13 protein-coding genes are annotated in these 15,465 nt (G+C 66.7%); 3 read left to right on the top strand and 10 right to left on the bottom strand.

Going from position 1 to position 15,465, the window contains the following annotated elements:
• Positions 1 to 41: 41 nt before the first annotated feature.
• From L0976_RS09635 to L0976_RS09595, 9 genes are all read right to left on the bottom strand, one after another.
• The gene (locus tag L0976_RS09635) at positions 42 to 686 is read right to left on the bottom strand and encodes a response regulator transcription factor (protein WP_234187104.1); all 645 of its coding nucleotides are present in this window, start codon (positions 684 to 686) and stop codon (positions 42 to 44) included.
• Positions 683 to 2,812: a sensor histidine kinase gene (locus L0976_RS09630; protein WP_234187103.1), complete on the bottom strand. Its 2,130-nt coding sequence runs from the start codon at positions 2,810 to 2,812 to the stop codon at positions 683 to 685. Before L0976_RS09630 ends, L0976_RS09635 begins: the two co-directional genes overlap by 4 nt.
• Positions 2,813 to 3,044: 232 nt before the next feature.
• Complete coding sequence (locus L0976_RS09625) at positions 3,045 to 5,195, bottom strand: autotransporter domain-containing protein (RefSeq protein WP_234187102.1); 2,151 nt, start codon at positions 5,193 to 5,195, stop codon at positions 3,045 to 3,047.
• 397 nt (positions 5,196 to 5,592) lie between these two features.
• Positions 5,593 to 6,363, bottom strand: coding sequence for an amino acid ABC transporter ATP-binding protein (locus tag L0976_RS09620; RefSeq protein WP_234187101.1), 771 nt, complete (start codon positions 6,361 to 6,363; stop codon positions 5,593 to 5,595).
• A 23-nt stretch (positions 6,364 to 6,386) separates the two neighbouring features.
• Complete coding sequence (locus L0976_RS09615) at positions 6,387 to 7,178, bottom strand: IclR family transcriptional regulator (RefSeq protein ID WP_234187100.1); 792 nt, start codon at positions 7,176 to 7,178, stop codon at positions 6,387 to 6,389.
• 28 nt (positions 7,179 to 7,206) lie between these two features.
• Positions 7,207 to 7,872, bottom strand: coding sequence for an amino acid ABC transporter permease (locus tag L0976_RS09610; protein WP_203320100.1), 666 nt, complete (start codon positions 7,870 to 7,872; stop codon positions 7,207 to 7,209).
• 2 nt (positions 7,873 to 7,874) lie between these two features.
• Positions 7,875 to 8,549, bottom strand: a complete 675-nt coding sequence (locus L0976_RS09605; RefSeq protein WP_234187099.1) for an amino acid ABC transporter permease — start codon at positions 8,547 to 8,549, stop codon at positions 7,875 to 7,877.
• An 11-nt stretch (positions 8,550 to 8,560) separates the two neighbouring features.
• The gene (locus tag L0976_RS09600) at positions 8,561 to 9,292 is read right to left on the bottom strand and encodes an amino acid ABC transporter ATP-binding protein (protein ID WP_234187098.1); all 732 of its coding nucleotides are present in this window, start codon (positions 9,290 to 9,292) and stop codon (positions 8,561 to 8,563) included.
• Between the two features lie 72 nt (positions 9,293 to 9,364).
• Entirely contained in the window at positions 9,365 to 10,270 is a 906-nt protein-coding gene (locus L0976_RS09595) for an ABC transporter substrate-binding protein (RefSeq protein ID WP_234187097.1), read from the bottom strand.
• A gap of 239 nt (positions 10,271 to 10,509) precedes the next feature.
• Here L0976_RS09595 and L0976_RS09590 point away from each other — a divergent pair, with 239 nt between their 5' ends.
• The 3 genes from L0976_RS09590 (at position 10,510) to L0976_RS09580 (ending at position 14,408) form a co-directional block, all read left to right on the top strand.
• Positions 10,510 to 11,712, top strand: a complete 1,203-nt coding sequence (locus L0976_RS09590; RefSeq protein WP_234187096.1) for a pyridoxal phosphate-dependent aminotransferase — start codon at positions 10,510 to 10,512, stop codon at positions 11,710 to 11,712.
• Positions 11,712 to 13,403, top strand: a complete 1,692-nt coding sequence (locus L0976_RS09585; protein WP_234187095.1) for a dihydroxyacetone kinase family protein — start codon at positions 11,712 to 11,714, stop codon at positions 13,401 to 13,403. The genes L0976_RS09590 and L0976_RS09585 overlap by 1 nt, the downstream gene beginning before the upstream one ends.
• 90 nt (positions 13,404 to 13,493) lie before the next feature.
• Positions 13,494 to 14,408 (top strand): dihydrodipicolinate synthase family protein, encoded by a 915-nt coding sequence (locus L0976_RS09580; RefSeq protein WP_234187094.1) that lies wholly within the window; start codon positions 13,494 to 13,496, stop codon positions 14,406 to 14,408.
• 105 nt (positions 14,409 to 14,513) lie between these two features.
• Here the strand turns inward: L0976_RS09580 and L0976_RS09575 are convergent, their stop codons facing one another.
• Complete coding sequence (locus L0976_RS09575) at positions 14,514 to 15,422, bottom strand: dihydrodipicolinate synthase family protein (RefSeq protein WP_203320093.1); 909 nt, start codon at positions 15,420 to 15,422, stop codon at positions 14,514 to 14,516.
• Positions 15,423 to 15,465: the final 43 nt, after the last annotated feature.

The following is a 15,465-nucleotide window of genomic DNA, read 5'->3' as shown; positions in this document are numbered from 1 at the left end:
AGGGCGGCTTGGGCGAAGCCGCCGCCGGCCGTGCGTCGCCGCTAGACGAGGCCGCGGCGCACGGCCTCGACCGCCGCTTCGGCGCGAGAGGAAATGTTCAGCTTGCCGTAGAGCGCCTTCACATGGTCGCGCGCCGTGTGCACGCTGATGCCCATCTCGCGGCCGACGTCCTGGATGCGCATGCCGAGCCCCAGCAGCGCCAGAGCCCGGGTTTCCTGCTGCGTCAGCTCCACGCTGCTCGGCGTCCCGATGTCGCGAAAATGCGCGATCATCCGCCGTGCGACGGCGGGAGAGAGCGGCGGCTCGCCGCGCCGGATGCGCTGGAGGTTGCTTTCGATCGCCTCGGGGTCGTCGTCCTTGAGCAGGTAGCCCTGCGCGCCGGCGGCGATGGCGTCGAAGAGCCGCCGGTCGTCGCCGTAGATCGTGACGACGACCGGCAGCGTCCCCGGATGATGAAGCGACAGCTCGCGGATGAGATCGATGCCCGAGCCGTCGGGCAGGCCGAGATCGACCAGCGCGAAGGCCAGCTCCGTTTCCTCGCAGCGGAGCCTGCGCAGGAAGGTCCGCGCCGACGCGAGATCGCAGCATGCCGTGACGGCGACATCCGGGAAGACGCGCGCGCAGACCCCGGCCAGCCAGTCGCGGACGGCGGAAAGATCCTCGACGATCATGCCCGCGACCCTCATGACGCGGCCTCCGCCAGCGGAAGCACGAGCTCGACGCGCGCGCCCCCATGCCGCGAGGCGCCGAGCGCCATCTCGCCGTCGAGCGCCGACACCCGCCGGCGCACATTCGCAAGTCCGCTTCCCCTCCCGCTCGCCGGACCCGTGCCGAACCCCGCGCCATCGTCCTCGAAGACGAGGCGCAGGCGGCCATCCTCGCGCGCGACCGTGATTTCGAGCCTGCGGGCCCCGGCATGGCGGATGACGTTGCTGACCAGCTCGCGATGGGCCGAAACGAGGTTCCGGTAGGTACGATAGACAAGGAACGGATCGCTCGCGCCGTCGTGCCGTTCGCTCCAGGCGAGGTCTATGCCCGCCTGGTCGAGCCGCTGGCCGGCCTCGTGCCGCAGGTCGGCCAGAACCAGCCCCAGCGCCTGCCTGTCGCCGGAGAGCCCGACGGCGATGGTCCTGACATCGGCCATCGCCTCGCGCAGCGCCTGCTTGATCTCGCCGGGCTCCTCCCGATGAAGCCCTGTCAGCAGGCGCGCGCCGACATCGTCGTGCAGGTCGGCCGCGATGCGGCGGCGTTCCTCCACCGCACCGCGTTCATAGGCGTCGCGGCTCGCCTCGACATGGCGCATGACGCCGACCAGCTGGGCCGCCACCTCGGCGTCGTTCGGTCCGAACAGCCCGCGCCCGCCCCGCGGGCGGCGCAGCAGCAGCGCCGGCGCGCCGGCAACCGCCGGCACGGCCAGCTCGAGCCCCTCGTGACGGATCGCCGCCGCGGCCACGGGCCGGTCGGCCGCCGCGCAGTCGAGCGGGTCGAACAGCCGCCCGAGCAGGCCCTGCCAGCGGGCGGCGCGCTCGCCGTCCGAGGAACCGAAGGCGACGTCGACCACCGCACGCAGCAGCGTGTGCCGGTCGAGCGTGCTGCGCGCGGCAAAGCGCCGGGCAAGACCGTCGCGCAGCGGCAGGTAGAGGAACGCCACCAGCAGCAGCGCCGCGCCGAGCGCGGGCGCGCGGTCGAGCGAGACGACATAGACCAGCAGCGCGTCGAGGCCGAGGAGCAGCACGGCGCCGAACGTGTAGAACAGGATGCGGAAGGCCCAGGCATCGAGTTCGAACAGCCGGTAGCGGACGACCGCCACCACGAGGCCGCCGTTCAGGAGGAGCGCGAAGGCGTAGGTGAGCACCTGCGGCGCACCGGCGGGCCGGCCCGCGAGCGCCGGCACGGCATTGGCGAGCACATACATGACGACGCCGATGGAAAGCGAGATGCCGAACCATTTGAGCGCCGTCCGGGCCAGGGGATCGCCGCGCGCGCGAAGATACTGGATGCCCGCCGCGACGAGGCTCCCGGCCAGCAGCAGCATGATGACCAGGTAGCGCTGGGTTGCCGGCGTTTCGAGGCCGATGCGAAGCACGTCGGCCAGCCAGGCCGCGGCCGGAACCGCCGCGACCAGCAGCACGGCCGCGCGCGGGACGAGCCGCCGCGGATGGATCAGGAACAGCACGAGGATCGATCCGGCAAAACCGAGCGCGCCGGCAAGGTTGAGCGAGGACAGGACGTGGATCACCCGGCCGTCGAGCGCCAGCTCGCGATAGATGAAGATGGCCGACGCCCAGGCCGTGACAACCGAGGCCGCGCTGGCAAGCGCCATCACCCGGACCGCGGGATCGCGGGGCTTGAGGCAATAGGCCCAGGTTCCGACGAGAAGACAGGCAAGGCCGATGAACTCCTGCAGCCAGAAGGCCGGCGGAAGGCTTGCAAGGGGGCGCGAGGCCGCCGGACGGACGGCAAGGACGGCACCGTCGGCCGCCGTCAGCCGGACCTCGCCTCCATCAAGCAGCCCCGCGATGCGGCTCTGCCGGTCGAGGAAATCATCGAAAGCGGCATAGGTGGGCGCGGTGTCCGGGTCTTCGACCATGTCGAAGGGCTCCAGCGGCACGAAAACGCCGGCCGGGTTTCCAATGGCGGTCAGAACCGTATCCGGGCGGATGCCGGCCGAAGGCCCGCCGGGAAACACGCCCACCACGCGGATACCCCGCTCGACCGATGCGTCGAGCTGAAGGCCGAGCCAGGGTTGCCGGAGCAGAAACGCCGCCGACGCCGCGATGAGGGCGATGCCGCACGCGAGCGCCGTCAGCATGACAACGGCTGGAGACGCGCTGCGCCTCAAATCAGGCCCCTTCTTCCCCACTCGAGCGGCGCAAGGCAGCCCCGCCCGCCGGTCCCCTCGCCGGGGAATTACGGCCGGCTTCCCGAAACGCTGCCCCAGACCGGCCAGAAATATTCCCCGAGACTATAGCCCGCCGGCAGGCCGAGGGCAAACCGGCGCTGCAGGATCCCAGCCGTATCCGCAGGCCGGACGGCGACCGGCCCTAGAACTTCATGCGCCAGTTTGCGGCGAGCCAGGCTTTCGTGCCCTGCGACCGGGAGGTGACATTGCCCATCAGCGACAGGGTGGAGCCGGCGATATCGGCCTCGAAGCCGGCGCCGGCGCGCAACCAGTTCTGCTTGTAGGCGACGCTGCCGAGATCGAAGGCATAAAGACCCGGCACCGCGCCGGTCACGTTGGCGCTCCTGCCCTCGAAGCGATGCACGCCTTCCAGCGTGCCGATGAGGCGGAACTCGCTCGACAGGGGATAGGCGACATCGAAGCCGTAGCGCAGCTCGGTCGACCCGTCGCACAGCTTGCCGAAGGAGGCCGGGAAGCCGCCGCCGGTCTCGCTATAGGCGTCGAAGCATCCCCGGACATAGGAGAGATCCGCATAGGGCGAAACGTAGTCGACCGCGTTTTCCCATTGCAGCCGGCCGCGCAGCCCGTAGCCGGAGGTGTCCGTGGAGCCGTAGGAGGTGTCGACCAGGCCACCGTTCAGATAGTTGCGCTCCATGTCCGCATGGCCCCACATGGCCGATGCGGTGACGGCGCCCCACAGACCGCCATTGCCCGTCGCATAGAGCTGCGCAAGCGCTTCCGCCTTCACGTAGCCGGCGGAAAGCTCCGCCTTGCCGCCGAGCGCCATCGCCTGGTCGAAGCGGCTGAAGCCGGCCACCGCGTTGATCTGCAGGCCGCCGAAATTGTGGCCGGCGCCGATCTCGCCGAGGCCGATGTCGCCGTCATCGAGGCCGCCCCAGTCGCCGCCGAGCCAGGTGATGGAGCGGCCGGGATCGGCACGGCGGTCGAGCGGCCGGCTTCCCGCGCCGTTGAGCAGCAGGTTGACATTGCCGAGCATGGCGGTGTTCGCCGCCCCGGCATCGGCCAGCGTTGCGTTGAATTCGTCGACGACGATGACGCCCACGCCGCCGGGATTCTGGCCGCCGGGGTTCTGGCCGCCCGGCGTCTCGCCGCCGGGATTTTCACCGCCCGGGTTTTCACCACCCGGATCCTCCCCGGCGGGGCTGCCGGCCATGCGGCAATCGTTCGGGCCGGTGCCGGTGCCGCGGGCGATGAACAGGGCACTCGGCGGTGCGCCCACCAGGCCATGGACGATGCCCGTCTCGCCCACCACGACGCTACCGTCGCAGTTGGCCGAGCGGGCGAGATAGGTCATGTCGGCGGCGATCACCGCGCCGCTGTCGCGCAGCCAGTCCTCCACGCTCTGCATCCCGGTCCCTTCCGTCCAGCGGAAGCCGCGATACGGGTCGTTGACAGCCGGCCCGGTGGAGGCCATGCCGACGATCACCTCTCCGTTGCCGGAAACGCCGTAGGCCACGGAAGCGGCCCTGTCGCTGCTGGCGCCGAGGTGGCCGAGCGAAAAGACCCCGGCATCGGTCCAGCGCACCGCCTGGATGCCCGTCCAGCCGACGATGACCGCGCCGTCGTCGGAGACGTCGAACGCCGCGGACGAGGCGGTATCCGGCAACAGCGGCAGAACCTCCGTTCCGAGGCCCTTCTTCCAGCGAATGGCCATGATGTCGGGATAGGTTCTCGTGCCGACGACGACCGACCCGTCATAGCTGGTGGCCATGGGATGCTGGTCGGCGAAATTACCGGGCAGCGCCTGCATGCCCAGCCCCTCCTCCCAGCGGAAACCCGTCATCGCATAGGCGCCGCCGCTGCTGCCGACCACGACCCTGCCGTTGCCGGAAATGGCCTTGCCCCTGCTCTCGTTGCCGGGCAGCAGGGCGCCGAGATCCTCGAAGCCGCCCGCCGCACTCCAGCGATAGGCGCGCGCCGACATGGCGCTCTCGCCCGAAACGAGCATGTCGGCCGTGGCGCTGCCGACGATATAGGCGCCGTCATTGGAGACACCGGTCGCCATGAAGCGGCCGAACAGTCCGGGATCGGCGAAAACGCTCATCCCGCCCGCCTGCGTCCACAGGAAGCCGCGCCCGTCGACATTGGCCGGATTGACGTGAGGATTGATCGTGCCGACGATCGCCGAGCCGTCGGCCGAGATGCCCCCGACGATGACGCTCTTGTCGCCCGGCCCCGCCACGCGCTCGATCTCCGCGGCAAGGGTCGGCGTCACCGCAGCGCCTGAAAGCATGGTACAGGCGAGCAGCCGGGCGACGATATGGCAGTTCATGGTTCCCCCTGTCGGAATGCGCAACGGGCGCGATGCCGCAAATCGGGAGCAATCTAAAGGGCCGGCGGAACGGCACCATCCCACGTTCGAGGGGGTACCGGCCCGGCTTGCGGGCGGAACGCGCGCCGTGCAGCGGTGCCCGCATCGGTGGTCGAGAGCGAAGGCATGCCCGACAATGGCCGGCAGCGCATCTTGCGGCCGACCCCGCTGCTTCTTGAGGAAGTCGGATGCTCCTGCATGGGTTTCCTGGAATCCGACGATGCCGTGCGCGACACCACCCGCGCGCAGCAGGTCCGGGTATCCGCCGACCAGCTCGCCTCTTCCCGGCGGTCCCGGCCATGGCGCAGTTCGATTGCGGCTATCCGATGGTTGGATTTCGAAAGATCGGACTTTGGATTCAGTGAAGGATCTGGCTGAGGAAGAGCTTGGTGCGCTCGTGCTGCGGGTTGTCGAAGAACGCGGCCGGCGCGTTCTCCTCGACGATCTGGCCCTGGTCCATGAAGATCACCCGGTTGGCGACCTGGCGGGCAAAGCCCATTTCGTGCGTCACGCACAGCATGGTCATGCCTTCCTCGGCGAGCGAGACCATGGTGTCGAGCACTTCCTTCACCATTTCCGGGTCGAGCGCCGAGGTCGGCTCGTCGAACAGCATGATCTTCGGCTTCATGCAGAGCGAGCGGGCGATCGCCACGCGCTGCTGCTGGCCGCCCGAGAGCTGGCCGGGATATTTGTGCGCCTGCTCGGGGATCTTGACGCGCTTCAAGTAGTGCATCGCGACCTCCTCGGCGTCCTTCTTCGGGATCTTGCGCACCCAGATCGGGGCGAGTGTGCAGTTTTCGAGGATCGTCAGATGCGGGAAGAGGTTGAAGTGCTGGAACACCATGCCGACCTCGCGGCGCACCTCGTCGATCTTCTTCAGGTCGTTGGTGAGCTCGATGCCGTCGACGAGAATCTGGCCCTTCTGGTGCTCCTCCAGCCGGTTTATGCAGCGGATCAAGGTCGATTTCCCCGAGCCGGAGGGTCCGCAGATGACGATGCGCTCGCCCTTCATGACCTTGAGGTTGATGTCGCGCAGCACATGGAATTCGCCGTACCACTTGCTGACCTTGATCATCTCGATGGCGATGTCGGTGCCGATGGCAGGCGCCTTGGCGGTTTGAGCGGACATCTGTAACTCAGGTGTCGGAACGTTTATTCGGCAAGCGCCGCGATTATGTCGTTCGCCGTCTGGATGACGGCGGGCGCCAGGCCGGTAATCCGGCCATCGGGCATCCGCTCCGCAGGTCCGGATACGCTGACGGCCGCGAAGACGCGACCGGAGGAATCGCGCACCGGCGCACCGACGCAGCGCAGGCCGAGCTCGATCTCCTCGTCATCAATGGCGAAGCCCTGGGCGCGCACCTTGGCGAGTTCGGCTGCGAGATCGTCGGCGTTGACGATGGTGTTCGCCGTGTAGGCGTGCAGGCCCTCGGCGACGATGCGGCGCACCAGTTCCTGATCCTGGAAGGCAAGGAAGGCCTTGCCGACGCTGGTACAGTAAGTCGGGGCGGCCTGGACGATGGTGCGGCTGGAGGCGACCATCTCCTCATGCTCGACGCAGACCATCTGGCTGCCGTCGAACATGTGGAAATGGATCACCTCGCCTGTGAGCTGCTGCAGCTTGGCGATGTGCGGATGGGCCCGCGTCGCGGTATCGAGGTTCGCAAGGACGCTGCTGCCGTAATAGAACAGCTTCAACCCGAGGCGGTATCCCTGCCGGCGACCGTCCTGGTCGAGCAGGCCGACCTCCCGCAGCGACGTGACGATCCGGTGCACCGTCGCCTTCGGCAGGCCGGTGGCGTCCGACATTTCCGCGATCGTCATCGTCGGCCGGGCGCGCGAGAAGCTGTCGAGGACGGCGGCCATCTTGCGCAGGGACTTCGCGCCGCCGTCGCGGCCTTCGCTCGCGCTGGAGATTTCGTCCCGTTCTGCAATCGATGCCATTGGATCTGCTTTCATGTTCTTTCCGATCTCACTGCCCCGAGAGAATCCGCCGGGCACGTCCCTCCAATTGGCGCGCGAACAGTTCTAGCAGAAAACACACGACAAAGTAGGTAAGCGCCAGCAGCGTGAACACCACGAAGGGCTCGTTGGTGCGGATCACGACCTCGCGGCCGAGCCGGGTGATCTCGCTGATCCCGACCACGGAAACAAGCGATGTATCCTTGATGATCAGGATCGACTGGCCGAGCAGCGACGGGATGATCGCCATCAGGGCCTGCGGCAGGGTGATATCCTTCAACCGGTGGAAGAGGCCGAAGCCGAGCGCGACCGCCGCCTCGCCCTGCCCCTTGTCCAGCCCGCGCAATCCGCCACGGATGATCTCGGTCATATAGGCGCCGTGCGACAGCGACAAGGCGATGATCGCCGTCGTCACCGGCCCGATGTCGATGTCGTATTGCGGCAAGCCGTAATAGACAAGGAAGATGAACATCAGGAAGGGCGTGCTGCGGAAAACATAGACATAGACGCTGACGAGGAGGCGGACGAGCCGGAACCGGGAGGAGGCCAGCAGTCCGCCGACGATGCCGATGAACAGGGCCGGAAAGAAGGCCGCCACCGTCAGCATCAGCACGATCGGCAGTCCGGTGATGATGAGCCCCAGTGCGTCGCGGGCGACGGATATGATGTCGATCATGGTCAGGCTCGCTGGTGTCTGGAAAAGCCGGCACGGCTTTCGTAGAGGTCGACGATCAGGTTCAGGACGATGCAGACCGCCACATAAATGGCGCAGCTCACCATGTAGGCCGGCAGGAACTGGTAGGTCTCGTTGCCGACGTCGTCGGCGGCCTTGGTGATTTCCAGGACCGAGATCGTATAGAGCAGCGACGTGTCCTTGATCAGTTGCACGAACTGCCCGGTGACGGCCGGCAGGATGGTTGGCCCGGCCTGCGGCAGCAGCACCTTCCACAACACCACCCTTTGGCGAAGCCCGAGCGACATCGCCGCTTCCGTCTGGCCCCGCGGAATGGCGTTCAGGCCACCGCGCACCATTTCGGCGATATAGGCGCCGGAATTGAAGGTCAGCGCGATCACGCCGGTCCAGAAGGCGCTAAGCGTCACGCCCATCGCCGGCAGGCCGAAATAGATGAAATAGACCTGCACCAGAAGCGGCGTGTTACGCACGAACGAGACATAGACGGCAACGGCACGGCCGATGAGGCCGCCTCTCGAGGCGTAGCGCGTGACACCGGCCAGCATGCCGACGACGAGCGCCATGCAAAGGCCGAAGGCGGCTGCCGTCAGCGCGTTGCGCAGGCCCTCCATATAGGTGTCTTCATATTGCCAGAAGAGATCGTAAGCGTCTGAGAACATGACGATGCCGCCTAGTGCCGGAGGATCTGGTCGAGAAAGGCCCGTGTGCGCGCCTCTTTCGGATGGGAAAAGAATTCGGCCGGCGGCCCCTTCTCGATGAGCTGGCCGCTTTCGAGGAACACGACCTCGCTGGCCAGTTCCCGGGCAAAACCCATCTCGTGGGTCACGACCATCATGGTCATGCCGGAGGTGACCAGCTCGCGCATGACCTGCAGCACCTCGCCGACCATTTCCGGGTCGAGCGCCGAGGTCGGCTCGTCGAAGAGGAGAAGCTCGGGATCCATGGCGAGCGCCCGGCAGATCGCCACGCGCTGCTGCTGGCCGCCGGAAAGCTGCACCGGATAGGCGGCGGCCTTTTCGCCGAGCCCCACCCTTTCCAGAAGCGCCATCGCCCGCTCGTTGGCTTCCTTACGGCTCCTGCCCAGCGCACGGCGCTGCGGCAGGGCGATGTTGTCGAGAACAGACAGATGCTGGAAGAGGTTGAAGCGCTGGAACACCATGCCGACCTTGCGATAGAGCTCCTTCGAGCGCATCGTCGAAAGGCTCCTGCCTTCGAGCTTGATGTCGCCGCTGGTCAGCGGGCCGGCAAGCCGGTTGATCGTCCGGATGAAGGTGCTCTTGCCCGATCCCGACGGTCCGCAGATGACCAGCACGTCCGACTTCTCGAACGCCAGCGAAATATCGCGCAGCGCATGGTGCTTGCCGAAATGGAAGTTGACGTCCCGCGCCTCGAAGAATGGCATCCCGAACCCCTCTTGTTTCAACCGGACCGACCCGGGCCATCCATCCGCGATGGCGGCCCGGATGGGTATCCCTTACTGCAGGGTGTGGCGCGTGCCGTTGTTTTCGGGGACATAGGCACCGATGCCGAGCAGCTCGACCAGCTTCTTGCGGTCTTCCGAGACGCCGCTGTTCTTCTCCAGGAAGTCCTTCTTCCAGGCCTCGCCGTCGACCCAGTATTTCTTCAGGGCGTCGAGCTCACCGCTTTCCTGGATCTTGGCCAGGAAGAAATTGAGATACTGCCAGGTGTAGATGTCGCCCGGGCGGACGGCAAAGCCCCAGGTATCGGCCGTGATCAACTGGCGCGGCTCCGACAGGGCCTCGAAATCATACTCGGCCTTGACGACGCCGAGCACGGCGAGGTCGTTGAGCGAGGCATCGACGCGGCCGGTCTTGAGGGCCTGGTAGGTGTCGACGTCGTTCGGATAGCTCTGCACGTCGGCCTGCGGGAAGAACTGCTTGGCAGCGTCCACCGCGTTTGTGCCGGCCTTGACGGCAAGGCGCTTGCCGGGCTGGTTCAGCTCTTCCCAGGACTTGTCCTTGTCTTCCGCCTTCACGATCGCCACGACGCCCGTCGAATACCAGCTTCCGGTCGTGAACAGGATCTGCTGGGCGCGCTTGAAGGTCGTGGACATGCTGGTCGCCAGGATGTCGGACTTGCGGCTGAGCAGGCCCGGAATGAGGCCGGCCCATTCGACGTTGCGCATTTCCAGGTCGACGTCGAGCTTGGCTGCGATCAGGCGGTCGAGGTCGACCGAAAAGCCGGCCGGGTTGCCGTTGGCGTCGCGGAACTGCCACGGCGCCGCCGACAGGTCGTTCATGATGACGATCTTCTTCGCCTTGAGGATTTCGCCGATCGTGCCGCGCGGATCGTCGGCCGCCGAAACGACGGTCGTGGCTGCCATCAGCAGGGCGCCTGCCCAGATTATCAGTTTTCTCATTCTTACGCGCTCCCATCCTGTTTTAATTCCGCAATGCGGATTATTTTGATATGACGAGGCGATCTACACACAATCTGAGAGAAACCGCAACCTTTCTGTTGACTGTTCCGAAATAATTTCATTATGTGGATGCAACACGGATCTTTATTCCATATTGCGGAATATGTAGTCCGTATAGCCGCCGGCGGGACACGCGGGATCGCCGGCCGCGCCTTGGGAGCATCGTGAGGGAGACATACATGGACTACAAGGATCCTGAATGGCCGATCGCCGGCACGCCGGAGCGCATCAGCCGGATCGAACTGAACCAGATCTGCGACATTGCCGACCTCGCGCGCGAAGACCCCGATGTCATCAAGCTGTGGATCGGTGAAGGCGACCTGCCGACGCCGGACTTCATCAAGGACGCCGCGGTCGCCGCCATGCAGGCCGGCCATACCCGTTACACCTATTCGCACGGCGTGCCGGCGCTGCGCGCGGCACTCGACCGCTACCATAAGCGCCACTGGAACGTGGATGTCGGCCCGAACCGCTTCAGCGTCACGGCCGGCGGCGTCCAGGCCATCATGCAGGCCTTCCAGGCGATCATCAGCCCCGGCGACGAGGTGATCGTTCCGGTTCCCGCCTGGCCGAACCTCGTCGAGATCATCGGCATCCTCGGCGGCACGGTCGTGCCCGTGCCCTATCGCACCACCGGCAGCGGCGGCTTCACGCTGGACCTCGACGACGTCTATGCCGCCGTCACCCCGAGGACCCGCGCGATCGCCATCAATTCCCCTTCCAATCCGACCGGATGGATCATGCCGAAGGAGCAGATGGTCGAGGTGCGCGATTTCGCCCGCGAGCGCGGCCTGTGGATCGTCTCCGACGAGGTCTATTGCCACTTCACCTATGACGGCACCATCGCGCCCTCCTTCCTCGAAGTCACCGAACCGACCGACCGCCTGCTGATCACCAACACCTTCTCGAAGAACTGGTGCATGACGGGCTGGCGCATCGGCTGGCTGATCTATCCCGAGGGCATGTCGACGGTGTTCGACAATCTCAGCCAGTACAACACCACCAGCGTCTCCACGTTCAGCCAGTATGCGGCGGTTGCGGCCCTCGATCAGGGCGACGACTTCATCCGCCAGCTCGTGGAACGTTCGGCGCGCGGCCGCGCGATCATCTGCGCGACGCTGGACAAGCTCCCGAACGTCAAGGTCTTCTGGCCGCAGGGCACCTTCTACTTCTTCTTTTCGGTGCGCGGCATGAACAGCGGCTATGAAATGGCCCGCCGCATCCTCAGGGAAGCCGGCGTCGGGGTGGCGCCCGGCTCCGCCTTCGGCCCGGGCGGCGAGCAATACCTGCGCGTCTGCTTCGCCGTCGATCCCGCGCTGATCGCCGAAGGCGCCTCGCGCCTCGAGGCCTTCCTGCGCGCCCAGGACAGCGAGGCGGCGTGATGAAGAAGCTGATCAACAGGACCGCCGACATCGTTCGCGAAATGCTGGAAGGCACCGTCGGCCTCAATCCCGGCCTCGCTCTCCTCGACACCGAAAACGTCGTCATCCGGGCAGGCCTGCCGGCTCCGGCCGATCGCCCGGTTGCCCTGATCTCCGGCGGCGGGGCGGGCCACGAGCCGGCCCATGCCGGCTATGTCGGCCACGGCATGCTGACGGCGGCGGTGACCGGCGAGGTCTTCACCTCGCCGAGCGTCGATGCGGTGCTTGCCGCGATCCGCGCCACGGCGGGGCCGGCCGGCGCGCTGCTGATCGTCAAGAACTATACGGGCGACCGCCTGAACTTCGGCCTCGCCGGCGAACTGGCGGCGGTCGAAGGCATCCCGACCGAACTCGTCGTCGTCGCCGACGACGTGGCGCTGGCCGGTCTCGTCCCCCGCGACCGGCGTCGCGGCATTGCCGGGACAGTCTTCGTCCACAAGATCGCCGGGGCGGCCGCCGAAAGCGGCAAGTCTTTGCAGGAGGTCGCGGCCATCGCCCGCGCCGCCGCCGCCCGCATCGGCACGATGGGCGTGGCGCTCGGCGCCTGCACCGTGCCGGCGGCAGGCAAGCCCGGCTTCGAACTGGCCGAGGACGAGATCGAACTCGGGCTCGGCATCCATGGCGAAAAGGGCGTCGAACGGACCGGCATCATGTCCGCCGACGCGCTGGTCGACCGGCTGGTCGAGACCATCGTCACCGACATGAAGATCGGGCGCGGCGCCCGTGTCGCGCTGCTGGTCAACGGACTTGGCGCGACCCCGCCGATGGAGCTGGCAATCGTCGCCCGCCGGGCGCTGGCCGTGCTGCGCGAAAAGGGCATCACTGTCGAACGCGCCTGGAGCGGCGATTTTCTGACGGCGATCGAAATGCCAGGCTGCTCGATTTCGCTCCTGCCGCTGCAGGACGGCGATGCCGAACTGCTCGACGCGCCGACCGGCGCGACGGCCTGGCCGGGTGGCGGCAAGGTGCCGGACGCCGCCACGGTCGTGAAGACGGATAACGTCAACGAGGACGAGTCCGCGCTCTGCGAGGGCGTGCCGTTCGACGCCGTCAGGCTGAAGGCGGTCGCGCTTGCCGTCGCCGCCGCGCTGGAGGGGGCGGAAGCCTATCTCACCGATCTCGACAGCCGCGCCGGCGACGGCGACCTCGGCGCCAGCATGTTGCGCGGCGCCCAGGCCGTGCGCGGACTGCCGGACACGGCCTGGGCCAATCCCGCCCATGCCTTCGTTTCGATCGGCCACGCGCTGCGCCGTGCGATCGCCGGCAGTTCCGGTCCCTTCTACGCCATCGCGCTGACCCGTGCCGGCCGGCACCTTGCCGGCGATCCGGATTTCGCGCCGGAGACCTTCATCGAGGCGCTGGAGATCGCGGTGGCCGCGATCAGCCAGATCGGCGGCGCCAGGCCGGGCGACCGCACCATGCTCGACGCGCTCCACCCGGCGCTGGAAGCCGCGCGCGCGGCCGCCGGCAGCGATCCGAAGTCGGCCTGGCGCGCCGCCGCCAAGGCGGCCGAGGATGGCGCCAGGGCGACCGAGACGATGAGCCCGAAGCTCGGGCGTGCCGCCTATCTCGGCGACCGCGCCGTGGGCGTCCCGGATGGCGGCGCAGCCGCCGTCGCGATCTGGATGCGGGCGCTGGCCGAAGCGCTCTGAAGCGATCCCCTTTTTTCAACCCGTTCACGGCGCCGGAGGCGGCGCCCTGGAATCACAGAACCGAACAGAACTCACAACAGGAGCATTGAAATGAACCTCGACCACGTCAACGGCATCATCCCGCCCATCGTCACGCCCTTCACCAAGGAAGGCGAGATCGACGAGGCGGCCTTCCGCAACATCGTCAAGTTCAACCTTTCCAAGAACGTCCATGGCGTCTGCGTCGGCGGCAGCTCGGGCGAAGGCCACACGCTGACCATCGAGGAATTCACCCGCCTCATGGAAATCTGCGTCGAGGAGGTCAACGGCAGGATCCCGGTTCTCGCCGGCATCATCGCCAACTCGACCCGCGAAGCCATCCGCCGCGCCAAGGCGATCTCGCACCTGTCGATCCAAGGCCTGCAGGTCACCCCGGTCCACTACGTCTTCAAGCCGGATGACGAAGCCACCTTCGCCCACTTCAAGGCGCTGACCGAAGCGACCGACATACCTGTTATCATCTACAACGTCGTGCCGTGGAACTATCTCAGCCCGGCGCTGCTCGTTCGCCTGATGAAGGAGCTGCCGGGCGTGCAGGGCGTCAAGCAGAGCGCCGGCGACCTCAAGCTGATGGCCGACCTCATGCTGAACGTTCCGGAAGGCTGCAAGGTCTATTCGGCGATCGACGCCCTGCTCTATCCGTCCTTCGCCATCGGCTGCCACGGCACCATCGCCGCCAATCCGGCGGCCGTTCCGGGCGTCTGCATCACGCTGTGGAACGCCGTGCAGCGCGGCGACCACAAGCTCGCCAGGGAAATCCACGAAGCCCTGCTGCGCTTCTGGAACACCATCTATGCCGACAACCTGCCGGCCAACATCAAGACCGCGATCCGCCTGCAGGGCACCGAAGCCGGCCTGCCGCGCATGCCGATGCCGGCGACGAGCGCTGCCCAGCTCGCCAATATCGAGCGCGAGCTGAAGAACATCCTGCGCTACGAGGACGTCTCGCAGTCGGCAGCCGCCTGACGCGCTTTGCGGGCGCCATGTCACGGCGCCCGCGTTTTGCGAAAATCCTCCCAGGCAAAAGCCCCGGCCTCGTTCAGGCCGGGGCTTTTGCCGTCGTGCGGGCCGTCACGCAGCCCTTGAAAGCGCGGGATCGAAGCGAAGCAGCGCTTCGAGGGCCGGCTTGATCTTCTCCTTCTGCGCCTGCGAGGCGGCGGGCATCGGATGGCGCGGCAGGCCGACATCGCCGCCCTGGAGCTCGAGGCAGTACTTGACGAGGGCGGGCAGGTTCTCGTGGCCCATCAGGTGCCAGAAGATCACCAGCTTGTCGTGGATCTGCTGCGCAAGCTCATGGTTGCCGGCCTTCACCGCATCCCACAGCGCAACGCACGGGCCGGGCGCCGCCGTCGGCGAGGCGGCCAGCGTGCCCTGGGCGCCGAACATGAAGCAGGGGTACAGCAGGTCGTCGATCGCCGCCAGGATCGACTTGCCCTTCGGCGCGCGGATGACCAGCTCGGCCGCCCGCGAAATGTTGCCCTGGCTCTGCTTGATGCCGATCACGCCCGGGATTTCCTCCATCATGCGGATGACGAGGTCGGCGCTCAAAAGGTTCCAGGGGATGACGTTGTAGATGACGAGCGGAATGCCGGTCTCCTCCCAGATCCGCTTGAAATATTCGAACATGGCGTCTTCGCCATAGTTGAATACGTAGTAGGTCGGCGTCACCTGCAGGGCCGCGACGCCGAGGTCCTTCAGGGCATCGGCCCGCTCCAGGACTTCACGGGTGGAATTGGCGATGATGCCGGCGACGACCGGCACCTTGCCGTTAACCTCCTCCAGCGTGGCCGCCGTGAGACGGCGAAGCTCCTGCGGGCTGAACGTATAGCCTTCGCCCGTGCTGCCGCCGAGGCAGACGCCATGGACCTTCTTGCCCAGAATGAAACGGGTATGGGCGCGAAATTTCTCTTCGTTGATATCGCCATTGGCGTCGAACGGCGTCACCAGGGCGGGGATGATCCCCATCAGTTCGTTTTTCATGTCGAGATGCTTCCTAAAACAGGCTGGTCGATCGGGCGTCTTC

The sequence above is a fragment of the Shinella sp. NM-101 genome, assembly GCF_021401195.1.
In the GTDB taxonomy this organism is placed as follows: Bacteria; Pseudomonadota; Alphaproteobacteria; order Rhizobiales; family Rhizobiaceae; genus Shinella.
The sequence above is the reverse complement of the archived record's forward strand: the minus strand, read 5'-3'. Positions and strand labels throughout refer to the sequence as shown.